A 23,366-nucleotide genomic window follows, 5' to 3' on the forward strand; every position below is an offset into this window, starting at 1 on the left:
CAGTCTCAGCCTGATTATCTAACTCAAAATAGTCTCTTATAATTTCCCGTATATCTTCTTCAGTTTGTTCTTCACCATCAATTTCAACCTCTTGATCACCACGTTCTGCTGAAGAAAGCCCTACAGAATCGTCAAAAGTGTCATAGCTTTCAGCATTTTTCTCAACCGTTTGCAAGCCATTTATGATTGAGTCTTCTCGCGGTTCATTAGTGGCTAACATGACTTCGACATCCATCCACCTAACACCGTCTGATAAGACTTCATGCTGAATGGTTCTTAAATCACGTCTAATTTCATTTGATTGATCTTGAAGTTGGCTTAATGTATTTATTTCGTCCTCAGACAATGGATCATCATCCAACCCTCTAATCGATACACGATAAGCGAACTCTCCAATATTGTTTAAAAACTGTTCAGTCTTATTAAATGGTACTAGTGTTAAAGGTAATTGAGATACGTCCGCCTTTGCTTCAGACGTAATTTTCCAAATATCTGTCATCTGAGGCGACACATTGTCTGGAGCATTCATAGCTAACACCGTATCAATCTTCTCATTCAAAGTATCTACACGGTATGAAAGGTCATGGAAAGAACGCTGGTAGTTATTTTCCGCTTTAATTAGTACCGCATTTTTTTCTTGTTGTTCCTGATACCCCCAAACAAGGGCACCAATCAACCCTACTAATAGAACAACGTATATAATCCATCTAACTGCACCCATATTTCTTACCTCCTAGTTCATAAATATGTGCTTACCAATTCGTTTAATTTGTGGCCTTGACCAAATCCAGTCTGACGTTGCAGTATCTGGGTTGAAATAATAGGTTGCACCACCTGATGGGTCCCAGCCATTAATTGCATCCATCACCGCTTCACGTGCTTGCTCATTTGGTTCCATATATATTTGACCATCATCAACCGCTTCAAAAGCTAACGGCTCAAATATAATTCCTGAAATTGTATCAGGGAATTCAGGGTCTTCTATCCTGTTTAAAATAACAGCAGCAATGGCAACTTGACCGTTATAAGGTTCACCACGCCCTTCAGCATAAACAGCCTGTGACATCAGTTGAATATCATTTTGCGAGAATCCACCTGGCACGTTAACGGCTTCACCTTGTTCGCCTTCAGGTGCTTCCTCTTGTTCTGGTACTTCAGGAACATCACCATCAAACGTTCCTTCTTGACCTTCTGGCTGTTGTTCACCTGGGTCTGCTTGTTCATCTTGGCCTGGTTGTGGTGCTTGTTCAGGTGCTCCTTCTTCAGCAGGCGGTTGACTTGGTGCTCCTTCGTCTGAAGGTGGTTGTGCTCCAGAATCATCAGGTGCTTGTCGACCTTGTTCACCATAATGTGTGAAATCTCTTCCTTGATTTAATTGTTCTCTAATCCATTGTTCATCGTACTCGGTTGCTCGAGTAAGCATATCTTTTGTCTTCTCACCCACTAAACCATCAACTTCTTCTAAACCGAATTCTTCTTGAAAGTTACGAACTGCCCAATAAGTCTCCCATCCATAAACTCCATCTATTCGGCCATTATAAAAGCCGATATACTGAAGTCTTGATTGTAGTTCAACTACATCATCACCAGTAGCTCCTTTTTGAATTACCTGTTCGCTAAAACCTTCAGATGTTTCTTCAGGTAAAAATGCTACTATTCCAACACAAAGCGTTAAAATCATAATAATTTTGCTAATCTGATGTTTCCTTCTCAATGTTGATCCTCCTCAATTACTGACTAATCTTGTTGCTTATTTTTTGTATCTTTTCCGTTAATATTCTTTGAAAATAAAAAAAGGCTAACAGAAGAAACAATTACCATCTGTTAGCCTAGAAAATTAACTTTATATATTTTTAATTGAACTGAATATTACGTTGGTCTGTCGACAGTTGCACTGCTAACTTTACCCTCGCCTTTTTACAATCATAGTCATGACCTAATAACACACCATGGTTCGTTAAGTCATATGCACTACCTTCATAATCATAAGTTGGATAAACTGCACCCTCTTCGGATGCTGTCGTAATTATGACAATGACACCATGTTGAATCGCCTTTTTAATAGCTGGCATCATCTTAGGGGGAACTTGACCTCTACCGACACCTTCTAAAATAATCCCCTTAGTTCCGGCTTGAACAAGGCTATCCATAACGATCCCATCACCATCTGTGTAACACTTTACTATATCAACACGAGGCAAATAGCTTCCTAAAGGATAAACTTCTCTACGTATTGGCTTCTGATATACTTGAACGATATCGTTATCAATAATACCTACATAACCAAACCCAAACGTATTAAAACCTTGAATGTTACTAGCATGTTCTTTTTTAACATGTTTAGCCGTAAAGATTCGTTCATTAAAAACAACGACAGTTCCAATACCTTTTAGATCAGAGCTACAAGCAGAGTAAATGGCATGCCTTAAATTAATATAAACATCACTGCCTAAGTCACTAATTGACCTTTGCGAACCTGTTACAACAACAGGTCTTTCATCACTAACGGTTAAATCTAAAAAGTATGCTGTTTCTTCAATTGTATCCGTACCGTGTGTTACAACAACACCTGAAACTTCAGGGTCTTGAAAATGGTATTCAATCGTTTGTTTTAACTTGATCCAGTCATTTGAATCTAAATGAATACTTGGCTTTTGAAAAGCAGAATCAACCTGAATGTCAATCTCAGCTGGTAATTCACATAAGTCAGCAAGCTCTTCGCCAGTCATAGCTCCTGATGATAGCTTTCCACTTGGGTGTTTCGGTTTACTTGCTATCGTGCCACCTGTTGTAATTAGTACGACTTTACTCATATTCTTCACCTAGTTTCTTTATTTACTATATCGTTTGCAATTTTTTCTCCATGGTGTCTTCCATTCTCAATAAAAATTTCATTATTGTTATAACCTGCTGCAATAACACCTGAAATATATATATGGTCAATATTCGTTTCCATCGACTGTTCGTGAAATTTTGGACGTCCTGTTTCATTGTCAATTGTTATACCAACTGATTGAAGAAACTGCTGGTTTGGGTGATAGCCAATCATTGCAAAAACAAAATTAGCATCTACTGCCCTCTGTTCACCTTTAACACTATATCGCACAGATTGTGTTGTAATTTCATCAACTTCAGCATCAAATTCCATACGAACTTTTCTATGCCTTACTAAAGACTCAAAGTTCGGTAAGATCCATGGTTTAACACTTGGTGAATAATCACTTCCTCGATAAAGTACAGTTACATGAGCACCAGCTTTTTCAAGCTCTAACGCTGCATCAACTGCTGAGTTTTTACCACCTATAACAACGACATTTTGATTAAAGTAAGGGTGGGCTTCTTTAAAGTAATGATAAACATGAGGCAATGACTCACCTTTTACATTTAAACGATTTGGATTATCGTAATAACCTGTTGCGATGACTACATAATTAGCAAAATACGTTTTCTCGTTACCATTTTTTGTTTTCGTTTGCAAAGTATATGAATTATTTTGTTGTTTCTCTATCTTTATTACTTGTTCATAAGTGTTAATTCTTAATTCAGTCCGTTGTGCGACTGTACGGTAGTACGTTAATGCTTCATTTCTTACAGGTTTTTGTCTTTCTGAAATAAACGGTATTTGACCAATCTCTAGTTTTTCACTTGAACTAAAAAATGTTTGGTGTGTCGGATAATGATATAAAGAATTCGCGACATTTTCTTTTTCAATTAAGAGTGGATCAAATCCTTTTCGTTTTAACTCAATTCCTGTCGACAAACCACATGGGCCTGCACCAATTATAATGACTTTCTCGCTTTGCATATTGTTGACACTCCTATTAGAACTTAAGTACATTCATAATCATCTTCTATTATGTTAAACCGTTTTATGTGAGTAAATTTACAGAACTTAAAAAAATAAATCTCCTACCAAAAATAATGATAGGAGATTTTACTATAATATTCAACTTAAAGATATTAAATCCAACCTCTAAAGCGAGCTGCTTCAGTCATCTTACGTACGCCAACCATGTATGCAGCTAAACGCATATCAATTTGTCGGTTTTGAGATGTTGTATATACATTGTTGAATGCTTTAACTAACACCTCGCGTAATTTCTCCTGAACCTCTTCTTCTTTCCAGTAAAAACCTTGATTGTTTTGTACCCATTCAAAGTAAGATACTGTTACACCACCAGATGATGCAAGTACGTCTGGAACGATTAAAATATCTCTTTCAGTTAGAATTTTCGTAGCTTCTAATGTTGTTGGACCGTTTGCCGCTTCAACAACGATCTCAGCTTTTATGTCATTAGCGTTTTCTTTTGTTATTTGATTTTCGATTGCAGCTGGAACTAGAATATCTGTATCTAGCTCTAACATTTCTTCATTTGAAATCGTGTCATCAAATAAGTTCGTAACAGTACCAAAACTGTCACGACGGTCTAATAAATAGTCGATATCTAAACCTTCAGGGTCATGAAGTGCCCCTTCAGCATCTGAAATGCTATAACTTTCGCGCCCATATCGTGCATAAATTTAGCTAAGAAGCTCCCAGCATTACCGAATCCTTGCACTATGACACGTGCATCTTGAATGCTAATTCCACGTTTTTTACATGCTTCTTCAATACAAATTGTAACACCTTTTGCAGTTGCAGATTCTCTACCGTGCGAACCACCTAACACAATCGGTTTACCTGTAATAAAGCCAGGGCTATTAAATTCATCAATTCGGCTGTATTCATCCATCATCCAAGCCATAATTTGAGAATTAGTAAACACGTCAGGAGCAGGGATATCTTTTGTCGGCCCTACCACTTGAGATAGTGCTCTAACATAACCTCTACTTAGTGCTTCTAATTCTCTAAATGACATTTCACGCGGATCACATATTATTCCACCTTTACCACCGCCGTATGGTAAATCCACGATACCAGACTTAAGTGTCATCCAAATTGACAGTGCTCTTACTTCCTTCTCAGTAACATCTGGGTGGAAGCGCACACCACCTTTAGTTGGTCCTACAGCGTCATTGTGTTGAGCTCGATAACCAGTAAATACTTTAATATTACCGTCATCCATCCTTACTGGGATTCTAACAGTAATCATTCTTACAGGTTCTTTCATTAATTCATAAGCTTCTTCAGGATATCCCAATCGATTTAATGCATCTTTAACTACAGATTGTGTAGATACTAGAATGTCATTTGGTTGTTCGTTTTGAGAATCTGCTGACTTTTCGGCTACCATTCGTTTACCTCCTATATCTATGCAAACAATGTTAAGTATGTCTTTCAATGATTAGTATACATCTTAAACAAGAATATGCAATATAATTGCAAGGCAAAATTACTAAAAACTTCGTAAAAATTAGTTATATTTCTCTAGGGTTAAATCGATAAACAGTTGAATCATTTCTGTATAACTTAATCCAACTGCTTTTGCAGCGTCAGGATATAAACTAGTCGGCGTCATACCAGGTAACGTGTTCACCTCTAAAATGACTGGTCCTAACTTTTCATTTAAAATGAAATCAACACGTGAGTACGTTTCGCAACCTAGCGATTGATGAGCGACTTTGGAGTAATTTAAAATCTTCTCAGTCAACTCATCGCTAATTTCAGCCGGGACGATATGCTCACTTCCACCTTCAGCATACTTTGACTCATAATCGTAGTATTTACTTTTTGGAACAATTTCGATTACCGGTAACGCTTGTTCATCACCATTATTTCCTAACACAGCTACAGTCAGTTCTCTTCCCTGCACATATGTTTCCACGATTATGTCAGAATCATGCGTAAAAGCTATCTGAATTGCTTCGCTTAATTGATCCCACGTTTCAATTACTGTTAGGCCTAAAGTTGAACCTTCTTGGTTAGGTTTAACAACAAATGGTAAATCAAAACTGCTTTGAATTTCTTCAATCACTTGTGTTCTCGTTTGTTTATAGTGATAAGTCATACTTTTAGCAACTGGGATATCATGCATAGCAAACACTTGTTTTGCTTTTGATTTATCCATTGCTAGTGACGAAGCTAAAACACCAGAGCCTACATAAGGAATTCCTAATAAATCTAACAGTCCTTGAACAGTCCCATCTTCACCTTGCTTGCCGTGTAAACCAATAAATACTAAGTCCACATCTTTAATTTGATCAATTAATGAGTTTAACTGGCTTGGGTCGAAGTCGATTGCCAATACGTCGTGATCTAAATCTTTTAGTGCATTTATTATACCCTTTCCTGTCGATAGTGAAACTTCGCGTTCTTTAGATGTCCCACCATAAAATACTGCAACCTTCATGTATTCACCTCAAAAGTCATTTAAAATATTTATTCATTACTTCTATTGCGTTATTTTTTACAATTTCAACACCATATTCTTCTAACACATAAGATGTCACTGTGCTTGGCGCCCCGAACTCTGACATTATGGATATTAAATCTTCTCGTTTTTTTGAAAGTAACCTTTGATCAAACACTTTCATGTAATACCTTTGATCATACTGATATACAGAAGCTTCTACATCTTGATTCTGTAACGTTCTAGATAATTGTATAATGGGTTCAATTGAATCAAAGGAGAACATGATTTCTTTACTCTCATCCATTGTCACTTTTAACTCGATATACTCATCATCCGTTTCCCCTTCATTTTGTGTTACAACAATGATCATCCCTTGGGCTTGAAGCATATGAACTCGAACAACTAACATTCCATCTAGGTCCATCTCAAGCTCCTCTGATGCCTCATATAACATATCCTGAAAAAGCTGGTTTGCTTTAGGTAAATTGTTCCACAAATCTTCTTTGGAGTATCCACGGTCATTTAAGTCATCATAAGTTAGAAAAATTTTAAACTGGTTAACGCTAATTCGCTCTAGCCTCACGCAACCACCTCCAACTAATATCTTCTTATAGTATATGTCTTTACCACTGAAAAAATTGCCTGTATAGGTATGTATAAATATTAATACCTACACACTATTTTAAATCATATTAAATTAATAAAAAACTGTTAAAGCTTATTCAGTTGAAAAAATAATCATTATCGCATTACATATTGATAATATAATGGGATGCTAATAATTAATAGTATAAAAAGAATCAACACAAAATGAATACTGAATTTATGTAAGGATAAATTAGGCGCGCGCTCATCTTGTTCAATTTTATTTGAACCACTTTGTTCATCCTGGCTATTGTTCCGCTTTTTACGATGCACCTTACTTCGCGGAGGTAAATTTAAAACGTCATATTCTTCATGTTCTTCACTGCTTTTTTTAATTTGTTCTTGTTCAACACTCAATGTTGTCACCTCATAAATAGTCGATAATAAATACCTAATAAGAAATCAATTAAAAAATGCGCTACAAAAGGGACCATCAAATTACTCGTCACTTCATACATATAACCAATCAGAAAAGATAAAAGCAAAACGGATACTAACAAAACAGCCTTATTTAAATACCTGAAATGAATTAAAGCGAATATTAGACTGGCTATAATAAAACCAGCAAAAGTATGAATGACTCCTCTAAATAGAACCTCTTCTGCAAATGCAATTAAAAGTGTGATTGCAAAAATATGAGGAATCGATAAAGCCTTAAACAAGCGTTCATTCACTCCACCATCATCATAAGATTTCTTCGGTAAAAATTTAACCAAAATTACATTTATGGTGACGATTATTAAAGCAGGTAAAACAGCATAGACTATTATTTCTTTTGCATCAAAATACCATAAACTTAAAAATTCACTAAAAGAATTAAATAAAAAGAAGCCTAAAATCGATGCAATTAATAAGAACAAAAATTGGGAGGCATATACATTGATAATTAATTCACGATCAGACAACTGTTTTACAATTTCGGCCTGGCTTGGTTTTTTGTTCTTTTTCATATAGGTCACCTTCTATTAAAAATGGCGTTTAACCGATTCTCCCAATAAAATGTTATTTTATGATTGCCCATCTGATTCGGAAAAGTCCAGTTATCCAAATTAAAGTCACAGTAATCACAACAGTATGTAGTTGCATTTTCCACCCCATCTTGAAATGAATAATATAAAGCTTCTCTTCGACAACTAGAATAATGTAACCAACTTAACATTTTAAGTATACTTTCTCTTTTAACTTGCAACCGTTCATCACGAACTTTTTTCAAAGCATTAGTCATATAATGATGATCTTGTATATTGGAATTAAGATCCAATTGAAACTTTAAAAACCTTACCTTAGTTTCACTTAACCCTTCGACTTCATTTCCATTTAATCGTTCGCTTATGAACCACTCTAATTCATCATCATTGGGCAATTCTTGACTGATTAGCTGAAAAGGGATCGTTTCATCTCCAGGCTGATATAACATCATTGCGACACTATGTTCACCATCTCGACCTGCCCTTCCAACTTCTTGTATATATGACTCCAAGTTAGATGGCATATGATAGTGGACGATTAGTCTAATATTTGCTTTATCAACACCCATCCCAAAAGCACTCGTACAGCAAATAACGTCTAACTGATCATACATAAATTGTTGTTGGATTAATAACCGATCATCTTGGTCCATTCCGCCATGGTAGTAAGCCACTTTTCGATTAGGAAATTGCTTTTGTAACTTTCTCGCTATTTCTTCACTAACCTGTCTACTCGAAAAATACACCATTGTTGGTACATGATTATTGTGTAATAACTCTTTTAAAGATCCCTCTTTATGCTTTTGGTCTTCTACTTTCTTTACCGACAAAGTAATATTAGGTCGATCAATCGGATAAATGATTTTATCCATTTTAATTTGTAAATGTTTAATAATATCATCTTGTACTTGTGGTGTGGCCGTTGCACTTAGTGCTAATACTGTAGGCTCTTTTAGCTGCTTGAAAATTGTATGTAATTTCATATAATCTGTTCTGAACTCATGTCCCCATTGTGAGATACAGTGCGCTTCATCAATGACTAAATATGAAACATTTACTTGCTTTAACCTTTCAATAACTCTCTCTTGTTGTAACATTTCAGGTGAACAGTAAATTAATTTATACTCGTTTATATTTTTTAATAGCTTTTGTTTCGCTTTTTCATCAACTAAGCTATTGATCGCTGCGACTTTTTTGATGCCTTTTGATTTTAAAATTTTCACTTGATCGACCATTAAAGAAATGAGCGGAGACACAACTACAGTAATCCCTTTTGTGATCAAAGCAGGTAGTTGATATGTAATCGACTTTCCGCTCCCTGTAGGTAAAGTAGCTAACGTATGTCTACCATCTAATATTGATTGGATAATGTCTTTTTGACCGTCTCGAAATTGGCTATGGTTAAAGTAAGTCCTCAATTGCTCTTCTAATTTAGATTGACTGGCCATCTTGAACCTCCTGCTTATGATGTTCAGCTCCTAGACGAGCCATCGTTAGTCTAATTTGAAAATAAGTAACATGTTCTGGCAACTGTTCTTTAATTAGTTTTAATCGCTTAGTAGTTAAATGATTAATGGCTTTTTCAATCAAACTGTAGACATGTTGCGAGACATATTCGTCTATTTTAAAAGCTTGATCTTTCGTAGCAATTTCGACGATGTGATCTTCTATCGTACTTCTTTTCAAATGACGTATGTACGCTATTTGTTCAACCGTGTAACCTAGACCAACTTTCTCATAAGTCACTTGTGCCGAATGGGTTAATGATGTTTCGTTTCGATTCATTAAAAATTTATAACAAACTGGGAAATGATTATGATCTTTAAGAATATATTCAATCCATAAATGAACGGTTGAAATAATATGGAGCTGAACCACTCGCTCAGGTTGATTAAACTCGGATGCTATTTGAGTGATGCTTAACCCAACTTGATCAGCACCGGTAAAACTCAGCATCATTAAATTGGCTCGCTTTTCATCGACAAGTTGAAATAATTGGTGAAGTTCTTGATATAGTCCTTCTCCATTACTAGAAATGAGCTCAGATTCTTTTAACACGTTTTTTACATCTCTTTGTACTTCATCATTGTCTGAAACGGGTAAAAAATTATTATGACCTTTTATTAGGTGTGATGTCGTTTGAACAAGAAGCTGTAATTTCCGGTAAAATGGTAGAGCTATTTGACTATACTTCTCACCGTTAAAATACAGGTTTGAAAACCATTGATCTTCCTTGTTAAGCTTGTGTGCTTCTTCGGTTAAGTAGGTCAACTCTTCGCTATTTAATAGAAGTCCTTTTGAAATAAGTCGATCAATGTAGCAGTCAAATTCGTCTTTGCTTAACTTTGGTAAAATTCCTAGGTAAGGACTAAGTCTAAACAATTGGCTATCTTGAATAGTCTGGGCAGATTTCTTACCTTTTAATATATGATAAATCGAACTAGTTGTACGTTGGTTTTCTATGAAACTTAGTAAATACAAAATTAGTCTTTCAAATAACATTTGCATCGCTCTCCAGTATTTATACCATTATATCATTCGTAAAATGTTGCATTCTATTGTCTATCTATTTAAAATTATAATATAATGACTATGATTGGGGATGATTTTATTGCCTAAGTACACATTAGTTGACCAAGATACTTGTATCGCATGTGGTGCTTGTGGCGCAGCAGCCCCTGATTTATTTGACTACGATGAAGAAGGTATTGCTTATAGTATGATCGACCATAACACGGGTACCGTTGCTATACCTGATGAGCTAGAAGAGGACTTAGAAGATGCATTTGAAGGTTGTCCTACTTCATCAATTAAAGTAAATCAACAAGCATTTGAAATAAAAAGTTCATAATCAACAAACTGTAGGTGGTCAATTAAAGGCCATCTATTTTTATGAAATTTTTTCAAAAAACTCATAAGTCTCTTTATAATCAGTACTTCTTATGTAGACATTAAATGCGCGATCAACAATTCGATAATGGTTATGTATATAATGCTTCTGTAAACTGTATCCTGCATGTTCAATAATTGGTTTCCAGTGTTCGTCTAATGTGTCATAAGAGCTTTGTTTTTGAAGTACTGTTTTACGACTGTATGTTTGTAGACATTCAACTGGATTACGATCACCTAGTGTATATTGAATGGTTGGGCTGTCTTTAAATAACGATACAAACGCTACAATGGTCGGCCAATTTGCTAGCTTTCTCCCCTTTTCAATTTCCACCAATGTTTTCTTAGAAATACCTAAAATATGACACATTTCGTTTTGGGTGATTCCTTGTTCGGCACGTACGACTCTAACTCTTGTTGAAACTAATGATTGAATCGATTCAAAATCCATTTTACTACACCCTTCAACAAAAATTGTAACATTATCTTATATTTTAACATGGTTGTTTCTTTTCTTACTATATAAAGATTGATATAATGAGTAGGCAAAATAAAGTTTAAGGAGGAAACATTGTGGCTAAAAACAAAATTACAGATGTATTCGTAGAAATTCCTACAGGAAGCCAAAACAAATATGAATTTGATAAAGAAAAAGGTGTCTTCAAATTAGACCGTGTTCTTTTCTCAGCACAATTCTACCCTGCAGAATATGGGTATATTGATGAAACATTAGCTTTAGATAACGATCCATTAGATGCTCTAGTATTAACAACTAATCCAACATTCCCTGGATGTGTAATCGAATCTAAAGTGTTAGGTTTCTTAAACATGATCGATGACGGTGAAGAAGACCAAAAACTTATTGCTGTACCAGTTGAAGATCCTCGCTTCAAAGATATTAACTCTTTAGATGACTTACCACAACATAAGCTAGATGAAATTTCTCATTTCTTCCAAACATATAAAGACTTACAAGGTAAGAAAACAGAGATTGGTGAATATGAAGGCGTAGAAGCTGCTAACAAGCTAATTGATGAGTGCATCGCACGTTACCAAGAAAAATAAGTTCTTCTAAAAAAGGCTGTCTCATTTAATTGAGACAGCTTTTTTAGTTAACTTTTCGGCAGTGTAAATGTAAATGATGTGCCTTCATTATATTTACTCTTAGCATATATGTTCCCGCTATGAGCTTCGACAATATGCTTAGCTATCGATAATCCCAATCCTGTCCCTTTCTTAGATTGGTTTCTCGTTCTAGCTTTATCACTCTTGTAAAATCTCTCAAAAACGAAAGGTAAATCTTCTTCAGAAATACCAGAACCGTTATCTTGAACCTCAACAACGAGACTATCATTTTGTTCAGACACATTCACTTTCACATGGCCTCCAACATGGGTATGTCTAAAGGCATTATCAATTAAATTCGTTAAAACTTGTTCGATTCGATCAGGATCGATATTTACGAGTTGATCCTCAATTGATATATGTGTATCAAATTCAATATTTTGTTCAGTTGAAACGTTAATGAATTTTCTAGATACACGTTCAATGAATTGTTGGAAGTTGACTGCCTCAATATTCAATTGAATATGTCCAGCTTCCATTCTTGCTAAGTCTAATAATTCATTAACTAAACGTCCCATACGTAATGACTCATCGTAAATAATTTGGGCCAATTCCTGCTTTTCTTCTTTTGTTTCAGCAACATCATCTACAATCGCCTCTGAATAACCTTGCATCATAGAAATTGGTGTTCTTAATTCGTGTGATACGTTCGCTAAGAAGTCTTTTCTTAACTTATCAAGTTGTCGCTCGTCTGTCATATCACGAATGATTGCAACAACACCTACAACGACAGAATCATCATATAAAGGCGTCATGACAAGTACATATGAACGACCTTGGACGACGATTTCTGTTGAATGTTCTTCTTCATTTGCTAAAACTTGTGTAAAGTATCCTTTTAATTCTTCTGGAAGTTCATCTTTTTGCAAACTATTTTCATACACTAACTGTTCTAAAAATTGTTCAGCAGGCGGATTAATGATCAATACATCAAGCTTACGATTAACCGTAATAACCCCATCTGCCATTGATTTAAGGATACTCGACAATTGCGATTTTTCTTGATTTAATGCAGTAATATGATAATTTAACTGCCTTCTCATTAAGTTAAAGGAATTAGCTAATTCTCCGATTTCATCATACGTTAAGACTGGCACTTTTGTATGAAATTCTCCTCGAGCTAGTTCTGAAGCAGCTTTTCTCATTTTTATTAACGGAGCTGTAATTCTAGTTGATAAGAAAAAAGCAAAGATCGTCGTTAAAACAATAGCTATAGATGCTGCTAATAAAATAATGTTCGTCGTTTGTTCCGTTGTTTCTTCAACAACATTTAAAGATTGATAAACATAAATTGCTCCACGTTCATCGTGTGTAGGAACTCCGACAATGATTATATCTTCGTTTGCATTTGGTAATGTAGAAATTTCTTTTATTTGCTCCTCGTGTGATAACGCTCGACTAATATCTGATTGAGTAATAAACCACGTCGGTTCAATTTCTAAATACTCCTCATACGTATCATTTTGCCAATACTGATGTTCATCGAAAAAGATTGTCACACGCGTGGAAGGATCCATTAATTGGTTAACGGTGTCAATACTAACATCTTCATTTTCATGGCTTTCGACTAATGACTGAACGCTTTCAGCTTGGTTTAGAAGGTTCATTTCAGCATCTTCAACATAGAAGTTCTCGAAAAACTCAAGTAAAAGCACGGTCAGTATCAAAAGTACGAAAGCTACTAACATGATAATTGTTAGCCAAAGCTTAAAAACAACACTTTTCCAAAACATTACGCGTCTTGGACCTCAAACTTGTAGCCTACACCCCATACCGTAACTATCATTTTAGCTGCATCTTCTGAAACTTTGTTTAGTTTTTCACGTAATCTTTTAACGTGAGTGTCAACGGTTCTTAAATCACCAAAGAACTCATATTCCCACACTTCTTTTAGTAACTCTTCACGATCAAACACTTTGTCAGGTGATTTAGCTAAATAATAAAGCAGCTCATATTCTTTTGGTGTTAGGCTTACTTCAGTATCATCCGCTAAGACACGATGAGCGTCTTTATCTATTGTCAGATGAGGGAAGACTAACACATTTTGAGAATCAGGCTTAGTCTCTAAGTATTTTGTTGCTGAAGAACGTCTTAATAAAGCCTTAACTCTTAGTACAACTTCACGTGGACTAAATGGTTTAACGATATAATCATCAGCCCCTGCTTCAAAACCGTGTACTCGGTTTGACTCTTCACCTTTTGCCGTAAGCATGATGACGGGTGTAGCTTTTTGCTCTCTTAATTGTTCACAAACATCCATACCATCAATGCCAGGCAACATAAGATCTAATAATATTAAGTCATAATCTTGGCTTAAAGCTTTAGCTAATGCACCATCACCATCTTCAGCTTCATCAATCTCAAATCCTTCGCGTTCTAAATAAAGCCTTAACAAGCGGCGAATGCGTTCCTCATCGTCTACAACTAAGATCTTTGCCTCTTCTGACATACTAGACAACTCCTTCTATGAAATATTTACGAAGCATACGAATGTAAACCTGCAATTACAAGATTTATGACAATTAAGTTAAACATAATAATAACGAAACCAATTACAGCTAACCATGCAGATTTCTTACCATGCCAACCTCTTGTTAATCTTAAGTGTAGGAAGACGGCATAGAATAACCATGTAATTAACGCCCACACTTCTTTCGGGTCCCAACCCCAGAAACGGCCCCATGCTTCTTGAGCCCAAATCGCTGCAAAGATTAAGCCACCTAAAGTAAATAACGGGAAACCAATCGCGATTGAACGATACATGACATCATCTACAACATCAGGATTAATTTTGCCAAACTTGTGTTGTAAGTAAGATCCGACTCTTTTACCTTTTAATACTAGTCGAACTAAACCATATAACAGTAGTCCTGCTAATAATGATAACGTGAGGCTATTAAGCTTCTTACCTGCGTCAATCCCTTGCATCCATGCTGGTGTTTCTATACCAGAATTAAAATGGTCTTCTGTCATAAGTTCCGAATTGTTTGGTTGGAATAATGCAGGCATTTCATACTCAACTTCATATTGATACCCGTCAGATTCTTTAATAAATGTCGCTTCATAATCCATTGCTCCAAATCCAGTTGAAAGAATTATGAAACCGATTGTCGATAGTACTGCATATATAATAATTTCTAAAAAGGTTGTTTCTTTGTTTTTTACCGTTTGGTCAACTTTTACTATTAAGAATAGTAAACCTGCTATGAAACTAATAGCTAATATAGCTTGTGCCAACCCAACTAAAGTTACGTGAATGTATAACCAATGTGACTGTAAAGATGGCACTAACGGTGATACTTCTTGTGGGAACATACTGCCATAACCGATAATTACAATCGCAATAGGTAAGGCTACTAAACCTAAAGCAGGTATACCATATACGAAATGAATGACAATAAAACATAGAACTAACATTAAGCCAAAGAACGTAATATACTCAAACATATTACTTACTGGAATATGCCCGGCTTCAATCCACCTAAAAATATATGCTGTTAAATGCGAAACAAAGCCAATAATAGTAAATGTCATCGCAAGTTTTGTAGCTTTAGACTTTTTATTCTCATCTCTATTGTTTCCTAAAGTCATTCCGAAAAATGCTGTAGCAATTAAATAAACGAAAAAGGTTATATAGAGAAATGTACTACTTAAAACATAAAAATCCATCTTATCCCTCCTCGGGTAGGTACATTAATTACTTCAATTCTTGTTGATCTTCAAACTCTTGGACGTTTGTATCTTCAGTTATTTTCTCTAACTCTTGCTTCATACCGTACCAGTTTTTATTCGTATGAACTCCAATGTGGTAAATACCTTCACCTTTTGGATGAATCCATACACGTCGATGATACCAATATAGACCTTGGACAACACCGATCATAAAAATGCCGGCACCTAAGCCGAATAGCGGTAATGTATTATCCTTCTTCACTGTTAAGCCAGATGCTGAACGGCGATCTACTCCTGTTACATTCATAACTAACTCATTATCTTCTGATAAAGGTATAATATCTTCTTGTAAATAGAAGAATCGCTCTGAATCACCCGTATCAGGATTTTCAACTGAGAAAATTAAACCAGGATTTCTAGGAAACTTTGAAAATGATGACGGACCATTTTCCGTAAATTCTAGTTCCGGATACCAATCATCTACTGACACCATTATATCACTTTCTTCTAAATGAAACTCTGGTGGTGCTTCATCACTATAGAAAGTAAATTCGCCTAAAACTTCATCGTTTAATTGGACATCGAAAGACATAGAATCATACTCTGCTTCTAGTTGGGTACCCGCCTGATAAAGGGCATAGCCGTCAAAAGTAATTGGCTGATTTAATCTAATCTCACCTCTAGTTACTTCCTCTAGTTCAGGCTCTTGTCCAGGCAAAGTCTCTTCAGTTGTTCTATAAATAACAGCATTCGTTTGGAAGTTTTTAGGGACTGGGTCTTCTACATCTTCTAACGCTCGGCTAAACTGTTCTTGTGTTTCAGGGTCATATTCTTCATATACAAACCCTGTATTTTCTACATAATACTCTTGGTTCGTACTTGGAATAACACGCGTTTCACCTTCACGAACCCAAACATAATCATCAACATGCATCACTTCAAACATTCTGAAAATCGCAGCAAGTAATATGATAATTAAGCCGATATGGTTAACATAAGCTCCCCATCTAGAGAAACGATTTTTCTCAGCCATAACATGGCCATCATCTTCGTAGACTTTATAACGTTTACTTTTAAGATTTTCTTTTAACTTATTAACATCGTCTTCATTTAACTCATTATCTTTACTCACTAAACGTTGTCTTTTAACAAATACTTCATGTCGCTTAGTCTTTTGATTGTTCAAGGCTCTTCTTAACGGCACATATCGATCTATACTTGCAATAATGATTGAAACGCCGATCAGTGCAACTAAAGTTATGTACCACCAAGAACTATACATGTTGTGAAAACCTAATTGGTAAAATATTTGTCCCGTTAAGCCATATTCTTCAGCGTAAAATTGTGAAGATGGTAACGGAGAGTTTTTAAACTGTTCTTGAGGGTAGACCGTACCTAAAGCGGATAATACTAAAGTAATAGCGATTAACCAGACACCGACTTTTACGGATGAAAAGAACGCCCACGTTTTATCAATGAACGTTCTTTTATACGTTTGAGAACGTCTAGCCGAACCTTCATATCGCATTTCTAATACATGCTTCTCATCGTTACCATCAATGTGTTGGTTACCTTCGATCGGTTTACCACAAGCTTCACATAGGATGGTCCCCTCTTTATTTAAGTGTCCGCATTCACATCTAATTGATTGATCACTCATATAAACCCCTCACGATTCTGTATATTTCTTATTGAGGTCTTATTTCATTAAAATAACCTTCTAAACTTTCTAATGTAACTGGTCCACGTACAATTCGCTCGATCGTACCATCTGGTCGTATAAAGAATGAGGCAGGCAAATTAACAACCTCATACAACTCCATTACTGTGTTGTTACGGTCATGCGTACTTGGGAATGTTAAATTCAATCGATTATAAAAGTTATTTATGACCGATTCATTACGATCCACACTTACAGCAACGATTTCAATTCCTTGATCATGATACTCTTCATATAACTGATCCATATATGGCATTTCTTCTTTACACGGCTCACAATAAGTAGCCCAGAAATTGACCATAACACCTTGACCACGTAAATCATGGAGTTCTATCGATTCGCCTTCTTGGTCCAAACGGTCTAATTTAAAGTTTGGTGCTTCTACCCCTTCTTGTAATGAAGGGCGTTCAGATCCAGCGTTAACGATTAATACAAACACTAACGTTCCTGCTAAAATGGCTAAAACTACACTTCTAAATATAAGGCGCTTTTTCTTCTTATCCAACAGGATCCCTCCTCTTTGCCATTATATCATTCGTCTAATTGTTCTCATTTAGCATGTTTGAACATTATTTAACATTTTTTTGCGTAATATCGGCTAGTTGTTTAACTTCGTGTGGTGTTAGTTCACGATATTGCCCCGGTTGCAAGTTACCTAAAGTTAACGTACCAAATCGTTCACGTTTTAGCTTTTCCACTCTATAACCAAGTGCCTCAAACATACGACGAACTTGTCTATTTTTACCTTGGTGCAATACCATTTCAATCTTTGTTTTCTTTTTTTTCTTGTCGACCTCAATAATTCTTGTCTTTACTGCTTTAAGACGCTCTCCATCATGGATAACACCTTTCTTCAGTTGTAAAGCTTCTTCTCTAGAAAGTTCACCATTTACTTTAGCAACATAAACTTTGTCCACCTCAAATTTCGGATGGATTAATTTATTAGTTAAATTCCCGTCATTTGTTAAAAGCAAGATTCCAGTCGTATCATAATCGAGACGACCAACTGGATAAACACGTTGTTCTATTTCATCAGGCAACAAATCTGTTACAACTTTTCTTCCTTTATCATCTTCAACAGTTGATAATACTTGTCTCGGTTTATTAATCATAAAGTAAACAGGTTGTTCCTTTTCAACGATAATATCATCAACTGCAACTTCATCACTTTGAGCTACTTTAGTTCCTAGTTCAGTAATGACCTTTCCATTTACTTTCACTCGCCCTGACTCGATCAATCCCTCAGCCTTTCTTCTTGATGTTATACCACTTTTTGCAATTACTTTTTGTAAACGTTCTTTTTGTCCACTCATCATTTTCCACTTCCTTGGTCTGTCTATATTATGTACATACTTATATTATGGCATAAGAAAAGCGTTAACATCATGGTTAACGCTCGAATTTCTTTAATACCATTATGAACCAAAAATAAGGTAACATACAACTAACGAAGCAATTATACCAACGAAGTCAGCTAAAAGTCCAACTTTTAATGCATGTCCCATTTTCCTTATACCTACAGCTCCGAAGTAAACTGTTAATACGTACAATGTCGTATCTGTACTTCCTTGCATAGTTGATGCTAATTGACCGATAAAAGAATCTGGTCCTTCAGTTTTAATTAAATCAGTAGCAATACTCAATGAAGCCGTTCCTGAAATAGGCTGGTGATGGCTAGTGGGACTATTTCAGAAGGAATATTGAAGATTGAGAGTACTGGGTCGATTAAATTAACAAATGCATCTAATGCTCCTGAAGCTCGAAATATACTAATAGATACAATCATACCTAATAAAAAAGGAAGCAAGGAAACAGCCATTTTGACACCTTCCTTACCTCCTTCAACGAACGTCTCATACGTTGGAACCCTTTTATAAGTTCCATACAGTAATACCGTTAAAATAATAAGCGGAATAATCCAGTTACTTATATGCACAAGCATTATATAAGTCTCCTTTGTCTCCTGTAATAAAAATACCGATCTATCATGATGGCTCCAATCGTCGAAATTAACGTAGCTATAATTGTAGAACTTACAATCTCAGTCGGTGCCATCGAATCATATTGCATTCGAATAGCAATAATCGTCGTTGGAACGAGTGTGACACTTGAAGTGTTTAACGCTAAGAAAGTGATCATTGAACGAGAAGCAACATCACTATCATTATTTAACTTTTTCATTTCATGCATTGCCTTAATACCTAATGGTGTTGCCGCATTACCTAGGCCGAACAGGTTGGCTGAAAAGTTCGATAAAATATAGCCTATTGCTGGATGGTCGGCTGGGATCTCTGGGAATAGTCTTGTAAAAACAGGTTTAAATAAATATGCTAACTTTTCTAATAAACCTGCCTTCTCAGCAATGCGCATTAAACCTAACCAAAACACTAAAACACTTACAAGACTGATTGTAAGTGCAACAGCGTCTTGAGCACTACTAAAAATCACTTCATTTACTTCTTCAATTGTGCCATTAAAAAAAGCGTAAATTATACCAATTGCCGCTAAAGCTACCCAAATGATATTAACCATCTAAATTGCCCCTTGTAAGTATCGAAACGACTTCGTAAACCTTTCCCATAAGGATGGTTCACTCGGTTCTTCTCCAAAAAATATTGGGATTTCCGGTCTGTCTTCTAAATGAGAAAAGGCATAATTGTATAATAGTCGATGATCATTCCAATCATCAGATGCATCGATTGTGACTACCACGACTTCATTTCCATCTTGTTCACCTGTTGTAACTAATGTCCTTCCAGCAATGCTCGTGTAACCCGTTTTACCACCTGTGCAAACCTGGTCATACGTCATAAGTAATTTATTTTTATTCATCCAATGATAACCAATATTTTCAGCTAAGTATCTTTTTGTACCAAAGATCTCTCTAAAGTCTTCACTCGTATTCATTGCATAGCTCGTTAAAATCGCCATATCATAGGCAGAAGAATAATGATCATCCTCATCTAATCCGTGTGGGTTTTGAAAGCTACTGTTTTGCATACCAATCCATTCCGCTTTTTCATTCATTAAAAATGCAAAACCTTTCTCACTTCCAGCAACATGTTCAGCAATTGCATAAGCTGCATCATTCCCAGAGCGCAACATTAGACCATATAACAAATCTTCTATCGAATATACGTCACCTGGTTGCGTGTATATAGAGGAACCAATCATCCTAGAAGCTTCGTTTGATATAGTCACTTTTGAATCTAACTCTTCGTGTTCTAATGCAACAATAGCTGTCATTATTTTAGTAATACTAGCAATTGGTAATTCCTCATGAATATTTTTAGAATAAATGATTTCTTGGGTGTCCATATCAATTGCTATAGCACTTTTAGCTGATACACCTGGTTGTGCCTGTGTCATGACAGTAGGTTGCCACATTATTAATAAGCATCCAATAAGAGCAAGGGAAATTAATTTTCTCATCTGACATCTCCTATTCTGTAACCGTCTTGTCCTATTCTCATGAAACATTATATGGTGTTATAAAGGCTTGTATGATAAAAGCTGCTATAAATTAACTAATCAAACTAAAAAGAGGTGACTCCGTAATTTAAAATCGGAATCACCTTTTAACTGAGTAGCTATTAACTTTATAGGTTTATAATAAGACTATACAGCTTCTAAATAATCTAACTCTTCACGTAAATCTTGGAATGTTGGCTCAATCAGTTTTGCTAATTCAAGTATATGGTTACCAGGCTCACGCTGGAATTCAATCGACATTTTATTTTGATATGAAGCACGACTATCCTCATACCAGATATCATCTTTAGGGGAGAAAAACTCATTAACACATTTAAAATAGACGCCTCTTAACACTTTTTCAAGTACTTCTTCTTGTATGTCTTTAGTTGCTATTAACCTTTCTAAAGCAAACTTTCCTTCCATACAGTAAACTTCTAGATAACGCAAATGCTTCACGATTGAACGTACATATTCTTGATCAAGTTGTTCTTCATCAGTCAAAATAAAAGTTACGCTTTTATCATTCAAAAAATAACTTAAATCACGCTCTATTATATCTAATTGATTATAGACTTTCTCAGCCTGTGAAAATAAGTGTGTGCTCATCGGCCACAAAGTTACCTCCTTGACGAACAATCATCAATAATTTTATGCAGACGGCTCCTCCATATCATTGAAAAACAGATCAGCATCTTGTACGGCTTCTTGAAGGTTTTCATCTGGTAGTGGTGGTAGCTCATCCAACGATGTTAAACCGAAAAAGGTTAAAAATTCTTTCGTCGTTTGGAACAAAATGGGTCGACCACTTGTTTCTTTCCGTCCACATTCTTCTATTAAGAAACGAGAAACCAACGTTTGAATGGGCCCATCACTTTTCACTCCTCGAATGTCTTCAATTTCAACTCTTGTAATTGGCTGTTGATACGCAATGATCGCTAATGTTTCTAAAGCGGCTTGCGAAAGCTTTGAACTTGAGTTCGTTTCCTGCATTTTTTCAAAATATAAAGCGTGCTCAGACTTAGTTGTTAAGTAATAAACACCCTTTTGTTCTAAAATAGATAATCCCCTTTGTCCATGTTCATAATCGTACTTCAACTCTTCTAATAATAATTCGACTGTTTCCCCATTGGCTGAAAGTACTTTCTTAATTTGTGCCATTGATATTCCTTCATCGCCAGAAGCAAATAACAACCCTTCTAATACGCCTTTAAGTTGAGCTAGTTCCATAATAATCCTCCGTTAGGGCCACTGTTATATCTTCAAAATTTTGTTGCTGGTAGCATATAATCGTATAAGTTTTCATTAATTCAAGCAATGCTAGAAAAGTTGTAACAACTTCAAACTTTTGTTCATATTCAAACAATCCAAAAAATGAAGACTCACCTTTAAAATGATACAACGTTTTAACAACATCATCCATTCGGTCTTCAATTGAGATCTCTTGCCGTTGGATCGTTGTTTCCATTGGTTCAAGTAACTTTTTCCTTCTTAACACTTTTTGAAAAGCTTCAGTTAAATCGACTACAGAGAGCACTTCGCTTCGCCTAACGACTTCTTCTGATTGAAACGGTGTTAAATCAACTGGTTCTCGGGTGTATACTTGATTTGGTTCTTGTTCTTTTTCCTTTAATACTTTTGAAGCTTCTTTATACTTTTTATATTCAACTAACCTTTGAATTAGTTCTTCTTGTGGGTCTTCTTCGTATTCATCTTCAAAATCTAACTCTTGTTTCGGTAATAACATATTACTTTTAATTTCTAACAAAGTCGCTGCCATAACTAAGTATTCACTAGCAATATCTAAATGCAAATCTTGCATTGTATGAATATAGTTCATATATTGATCTGCGATTTCTTTTAAAGGAACTTCATAAATATCAATCTCATACTGATTGATTAGATGTAATAATAAGTCTAGTGGTCCCTCAAACGCGTCAATTTTCACTTTATAGATTGACTCACTCATCAACTCACTCATTTCAAATCGGTTACCATTCTATTTCATGTTACCAAATATCAAAGCAAAAAGGAATATCGCAATCCGTTTCTTCACACTCTATTAGCACAAATAAAGTGGCTTCAACTCTAAATGAGTCGAAACCACTCTTAAAATTACTCACATTGATCAAAGAAATCTTTAGTTTGGCCATCACCACAAATCTCATACTGTTCTTGATATTGGTCTTTTAAAGCCTTAACCATTTCTTTACCTATACCTTGGTTTCGGTGTGAAGGTGTTACGCTAATATGCTGAACAATCATTTGTTCGTTATTAAACCTAGCACCAATCGCACCTAATATATCCTCATCTTTCCATAAGAACAATTGCCAGTCATCATTGTTTTCATATTCTTTGATTGTTGATTGCAGCTTTTTAACTTCTTTTTCATCTGGCATGAAAGATAGTAAGCCCATGGCAATCTTCTCAAAGCTCTTTTTATATTTTATAAGCATAGAAACCCCTCTTTAAACTTTCAATTACTTACATATTTTTACCAAATAACGTCTATATAATACAATATATACTTTACTTGTTTTTGTTCATTTGTCAATAATACATTTATTAGGAAGAGGGACACA

The 23,366-nt window shown here is 35.5% G+C and carries 24 protein-coding genes and 3 pseudogenes; 2 read left to right on the forward strand and 25 right to left on the reverse strand.

Going from position 1 to position 23,366, the window contains the following annotated elements:
• The 11 genes and pseudogenes from A194_RS0100560 to A194_RS0100610 all read right to left on the reverse strand — a co-directional run.
• Nucleotides 1–721: pseudogene (locus tag A194_RS0100560) on the reverse strand (PepSY1/2 domain-containing protein); the annotation flags it as partial.
• A gap of 12 nt (nt 722–733) precedes the next feature.
• Nucleotides 734–1,681 carry a spore cortex-lytic enzyme gene (gene sleB, locus A194_RS0100565; RefSeq protein ID WP_040402145.1) on the reverse strand — a complete coding sequence of 316 codons (948 nt, stop codon included), beginning with the start codon at nt 1,679–1,681 and terminating at the stop codon, nt 734–736.
• Nucleotides 1,682–1,853: 172 nt separating this feature from the next.
• Nucleotides 1,854–2,813: an asparaginase gene (locus A194_RS0100570; RefSeq protein WP_017184937.1), complete on the reverse strand. Its 960-nt coding sequence runs from the start codon at nt 2,811–2,813 to the stop codon at nt 1,854–1,856.
• 5 nt (nt 2,814–2,818) lie between these two features.
• Nucleotides 2,819–3,805: a YpdA family putative bacillithiol disulfide reductase gene (locus tag A194_RS0100575; protein WP_017184938.1), complete on the reverse strand. Its 987-nt coding sequence runs from the start codon at nt 3,803–3,805 to the stop codon at nt 2,819–2,821.
• A gap of 155 nt (nt 3,806–3,960) precedes the next feature.
• Nucleotides 3,961–5,234 (reverse strand): annotated as a pseudogene (locus A194_RS16785) (Glu/Leu/Phe/Val family dehydrogenase).
• Nucleotides 5,235–5,354: 120 nt separating this feature from the next.
• Entirely contained in the window at nt 5,355–6,290 is a 936-nt protein-coding gene (locus A194_RS0100585) for a D-alanine--D-alanine ligase family protein (RefSeq protein ID WP_017184940.1), read from the reverse strand.
• Between the two features lie 16 nt (nt 6,291–6,306).
• Nucleotides 6,307–6,876, reverse strand: a complete 570-nt coding sequence (locus tag A194_RS0100590; RefSeq protein WP_017184941.1) for a genetic competence negative regulator — start codon at nt 6,874–6,876, stop codon at nt 6,307–6,309.
• 158 nt (nt 6,877–7,034) lie between these two features.
• Nucleotides 7,035–7,295, reverse strand: a complete 261-nt coding sequence (locus tag A194_RS0100595) for a hypothetical protein (protein ID WP_017184942.1) — start codon at nt 7,293–7,295, stop codon at nt 7,035–7,037.
• Nucleotides 7,296–7,300: 5 nt separating this feature from the next.
• Complete coding sequence (locus A194_RS0100600; protein WP_017184943.1) at nt 7,301–7,888, reverse strand: CPBP family intramembrane glutamic endopeptidase; 588 nt, start codon at nt 7,886–7,888, stop codon at nt 7,301–7,303.
• 5 nt (nt 7,889–7,893) lie between these two features.
• Nucleotides 7,894–9,354, reverse strand: a complete 1,461-nt coding sequence (locus A194_RS0100605; protein ID WP_017184944.1) for a RecQ family ATP-dependent DNA helicase — start codon at nt 9,352–9,354, stop codon at nt 7,894–7,896.
• Nucleotides 9,338–10,408 (reverse strand): YpbB family protein, encoded by a 1,071-nt coding sequence (locus A194_RS0100610; RefSeq protein WP_017184945.1) that lies wholly within the window; start codon nt 10,406–10,408, stop codon nt 9,338–9,340. The genes A194_RS0100605 and A194_RS0100610 overlap by 17 nt, the downstream gene beginning before the upstream one ends.
• Nucleotides 10,409–10,517: 109 nt before the next feature.
• Here A194_RS0100610 and A194_RS0100615 point away from each other — a divergent pair, with 109 nt between their 5' ends.
• Nucleotides 10,518–10,757, forward strand: a complete 240-nt coding sequence (locus A194_RS0100615; RefSeq protein ID WP_017184946.1) for a ferredoxin — start codon at nt 10,518–10,520, stop codon at nt 10,755–10,757.
• A 39-nt stretch (nt 10,758–10,796) separates the two neighbouring features.
• Here A194_RS0100615 and A194_RS16790 read toward each other — a convergent pair whose 3' ends face one another.
• Nucleotides 10,797–11,246 carry a helix-turn-helix transcriptional regulator gene (locus tag A194_RS16790; RefSeq protein WP_017184947.1) on the reverse strand — a complete coding sequence of 150 codons (450 nt, stop codon included), beginning with the start codon at nt 11,244–11,246 and terminating at the stop codon, nt 10,797–10,799.
• Nucleotides 11,247–11,365: 119 nt separating this feature from the next.
• Between A194_RS16790 and A194_RS0100625 the strand changes: the two genes are divergently transcribed.
• Entirely contained in the window at nt 11,366–11,860 is a 495-nt protein-coding gene (locus tag A194_RS0100625; RefSeq protein ID WP_040402138.1) for an inorganic diphosphatase, read from the forward strand.
• A 47-nt stretch (nt 11,861–11,907) separates the two neighbouring features.
• Here A194_RS0100625 and A194_RS0100630 read toward each other — a convergent pair whose 3' ends face one another.
• From A194_RS0100630 to A194_RS0100690, 13 genes and pseudogenes are all read right to left on the reverse strand, one after another.
• Nucleotides 11,908–13,653 (reverse strand): ATP-binding protein, encoded by a 1,746-nt coding sequence (locus A194_RS0100630; protein ID WP_017184949.1) that lies wholly within the window; start codon nt 13,651–13,653, stop codon nt 11,908–11,910.
• The gene (locus A194_RS0100635; protein ID WP_017184950.1) at nt 13,653–14,369 is read right to left on the reverse strand and encodes a response regulator transcription factor; all 717 of its coding nucleotides are present in this window, start codon (nt 14,367–14,369) and stop codon (nt 13,653–13,655) included. Before A194_RS0100635 ends, A194_RS0100630 begins: the two co-directional genes overlap by 1 nt.
• Nucleotides 14,370–14,395: 26 nt before the next feature.
• A complete protein-coding gene (ccsB, locus tag A194_RS0100640) occupies nt 14,396–15,589 on the reverse strand; it encodes a c-type cytochrome biogenesis protein CcsB (protein WP_017184951.1) in 1,194 nt (397 codons plus the stop codon).
• 28 nt (nt 15,590–15,617) lie between these two features.
• Nucleotides 15,618–17,252 carry a cytochrome c biogenesis protein ResB gene (gene resB, locus A194_RS0100645; RefSeq protein ID WP_017184952.1) on the reverse strand — a complete coding sequence of 545 codons (1,635 nt, stop codon included), beginning with the start codon at nt 17,250–17,252 and terminating at the stop codon, nt 15,618–15,620.
• A 28-nt stretch (nt 17,253–17,280) separates the two neighbouring features.
• Nucleotides 17,281–17,817, reverse strand: coding sequence for a thiol-disulfide oxidoreductase ResA (gene resA / locus A194_RS0100650; RefSeq protein ID WP_017184953.1), 537 nt, complete (start codon nt 17,815–17,817; stop codon nt 17,281–17,283).
• 64 nt (nt 17,818–17,881) lie between these two features.
• Nucleotides 17,882–18,628, reverse strand: a complete 747-nt coding sequence (locus A194_RS0100655; RefSeq protein WP_017184954.1) for a pseudouridine synthase — start codon at nt 18,626–18,628, stop codon at nt 17,882–17,884.
• A 99-nt stretch (nt 18,629–18,727) separates the two neighbouring features.
• A pseudogene (locus A194_RS16795) lies at nt 18,728–19,254 on the reverse strand (spore maturation protein).
• Nucleotides 19,254–19,844 carry a nucleoside recognition domain-containing protein gene (locus A194_RS0100665; RefSeq protein WP_017184956.1) on the reverse strand — a complete coding sequence of 197 codons (591 nt, stop codon included), beginning with the start codon at nt 19,842–19,844 and terminating at the stop codon, nt 19,254–19,256. The pseudogene A194_RS16795 and the gene A194_RS0100665 overlap by 1 nt, the downstream one beginning before the upstream one ends.
• Complete coding sequence (locus tag A194_RS16800) at nt 19,845–20,744, reverse strand: D-alanyl-D-alanine carboxypeptidase family protein (protein ID WP_017184957.1); 900 nt, start codon at nt 20,742–20,744, stop codon at nt 19,845–19,847.
• A gap of 186 nt (nt 20,745–20,930) precedes the next feature.
• Nucleotides 20,931–21,392 (reverse strand): DUF3907 family protein, encoded by a 462-nt coding sequence (locus tag A194_RS0100675; protein WP_157783009.1) that lies wholly within the window; start codon nt 21,390–21,392, stop codon nt 20,931–20,933.
• A gap of 42 nt (nt 21,393–21,434) precedes the next feature.
• Nucleotides 21,435–22,013 carry an SMC-Scp complex subunit ScpB gene (scpB, locus tag A194_RS0100680; protein WP_017184959.1) on the reverse strand — a complete coding sequence of 193 codons (579 nt, stop codon included), beginning with the start codon at nt 22,011–22,013 and terminating at the stop codon, nt 21,435–21,437.
• The gene (locus A194_RS0100685; protein ID WP_017184960.1) at nt 21,994–22,752 is read right to left on the reverse strand and encodes a segregation/condensation protein A; all 759 of its coding nucleotides are present in this window, start codon (nt 22,750–22,752) and stop codon (nt 21,994–21,996) included. The genes scpB and A194_RS0100685 overlap by 20 nt, the downstream gene beginning before the upstream one ends.
• 146 nt (nt 22,753–22,898) lie before the next feature.
• Nucleotides 22,899–23,240 (reverse strand): GNAT family N-acetyltransferase, encoded by a 342-nt coding sequence (locus A194_RS0100690; protein WP_017184961.1) that lies wholly within the window; start codon nt 23,238–23,240, stop codon nt 22,899–22,901.
• Between the last annotated feature and the right edge of the window lie 126 nt (nt 23,241–23,366).

Source organism: Alkalibacillus haloalkaliphilus C5, assembly GCF_000269905.1.
GTDB lineage: Bacteria > Bacillota > Bacilli > Bacillales > Alkalibacillaceae > Alkalibacillus > Alkalibacillus haloalkaliphilus_A.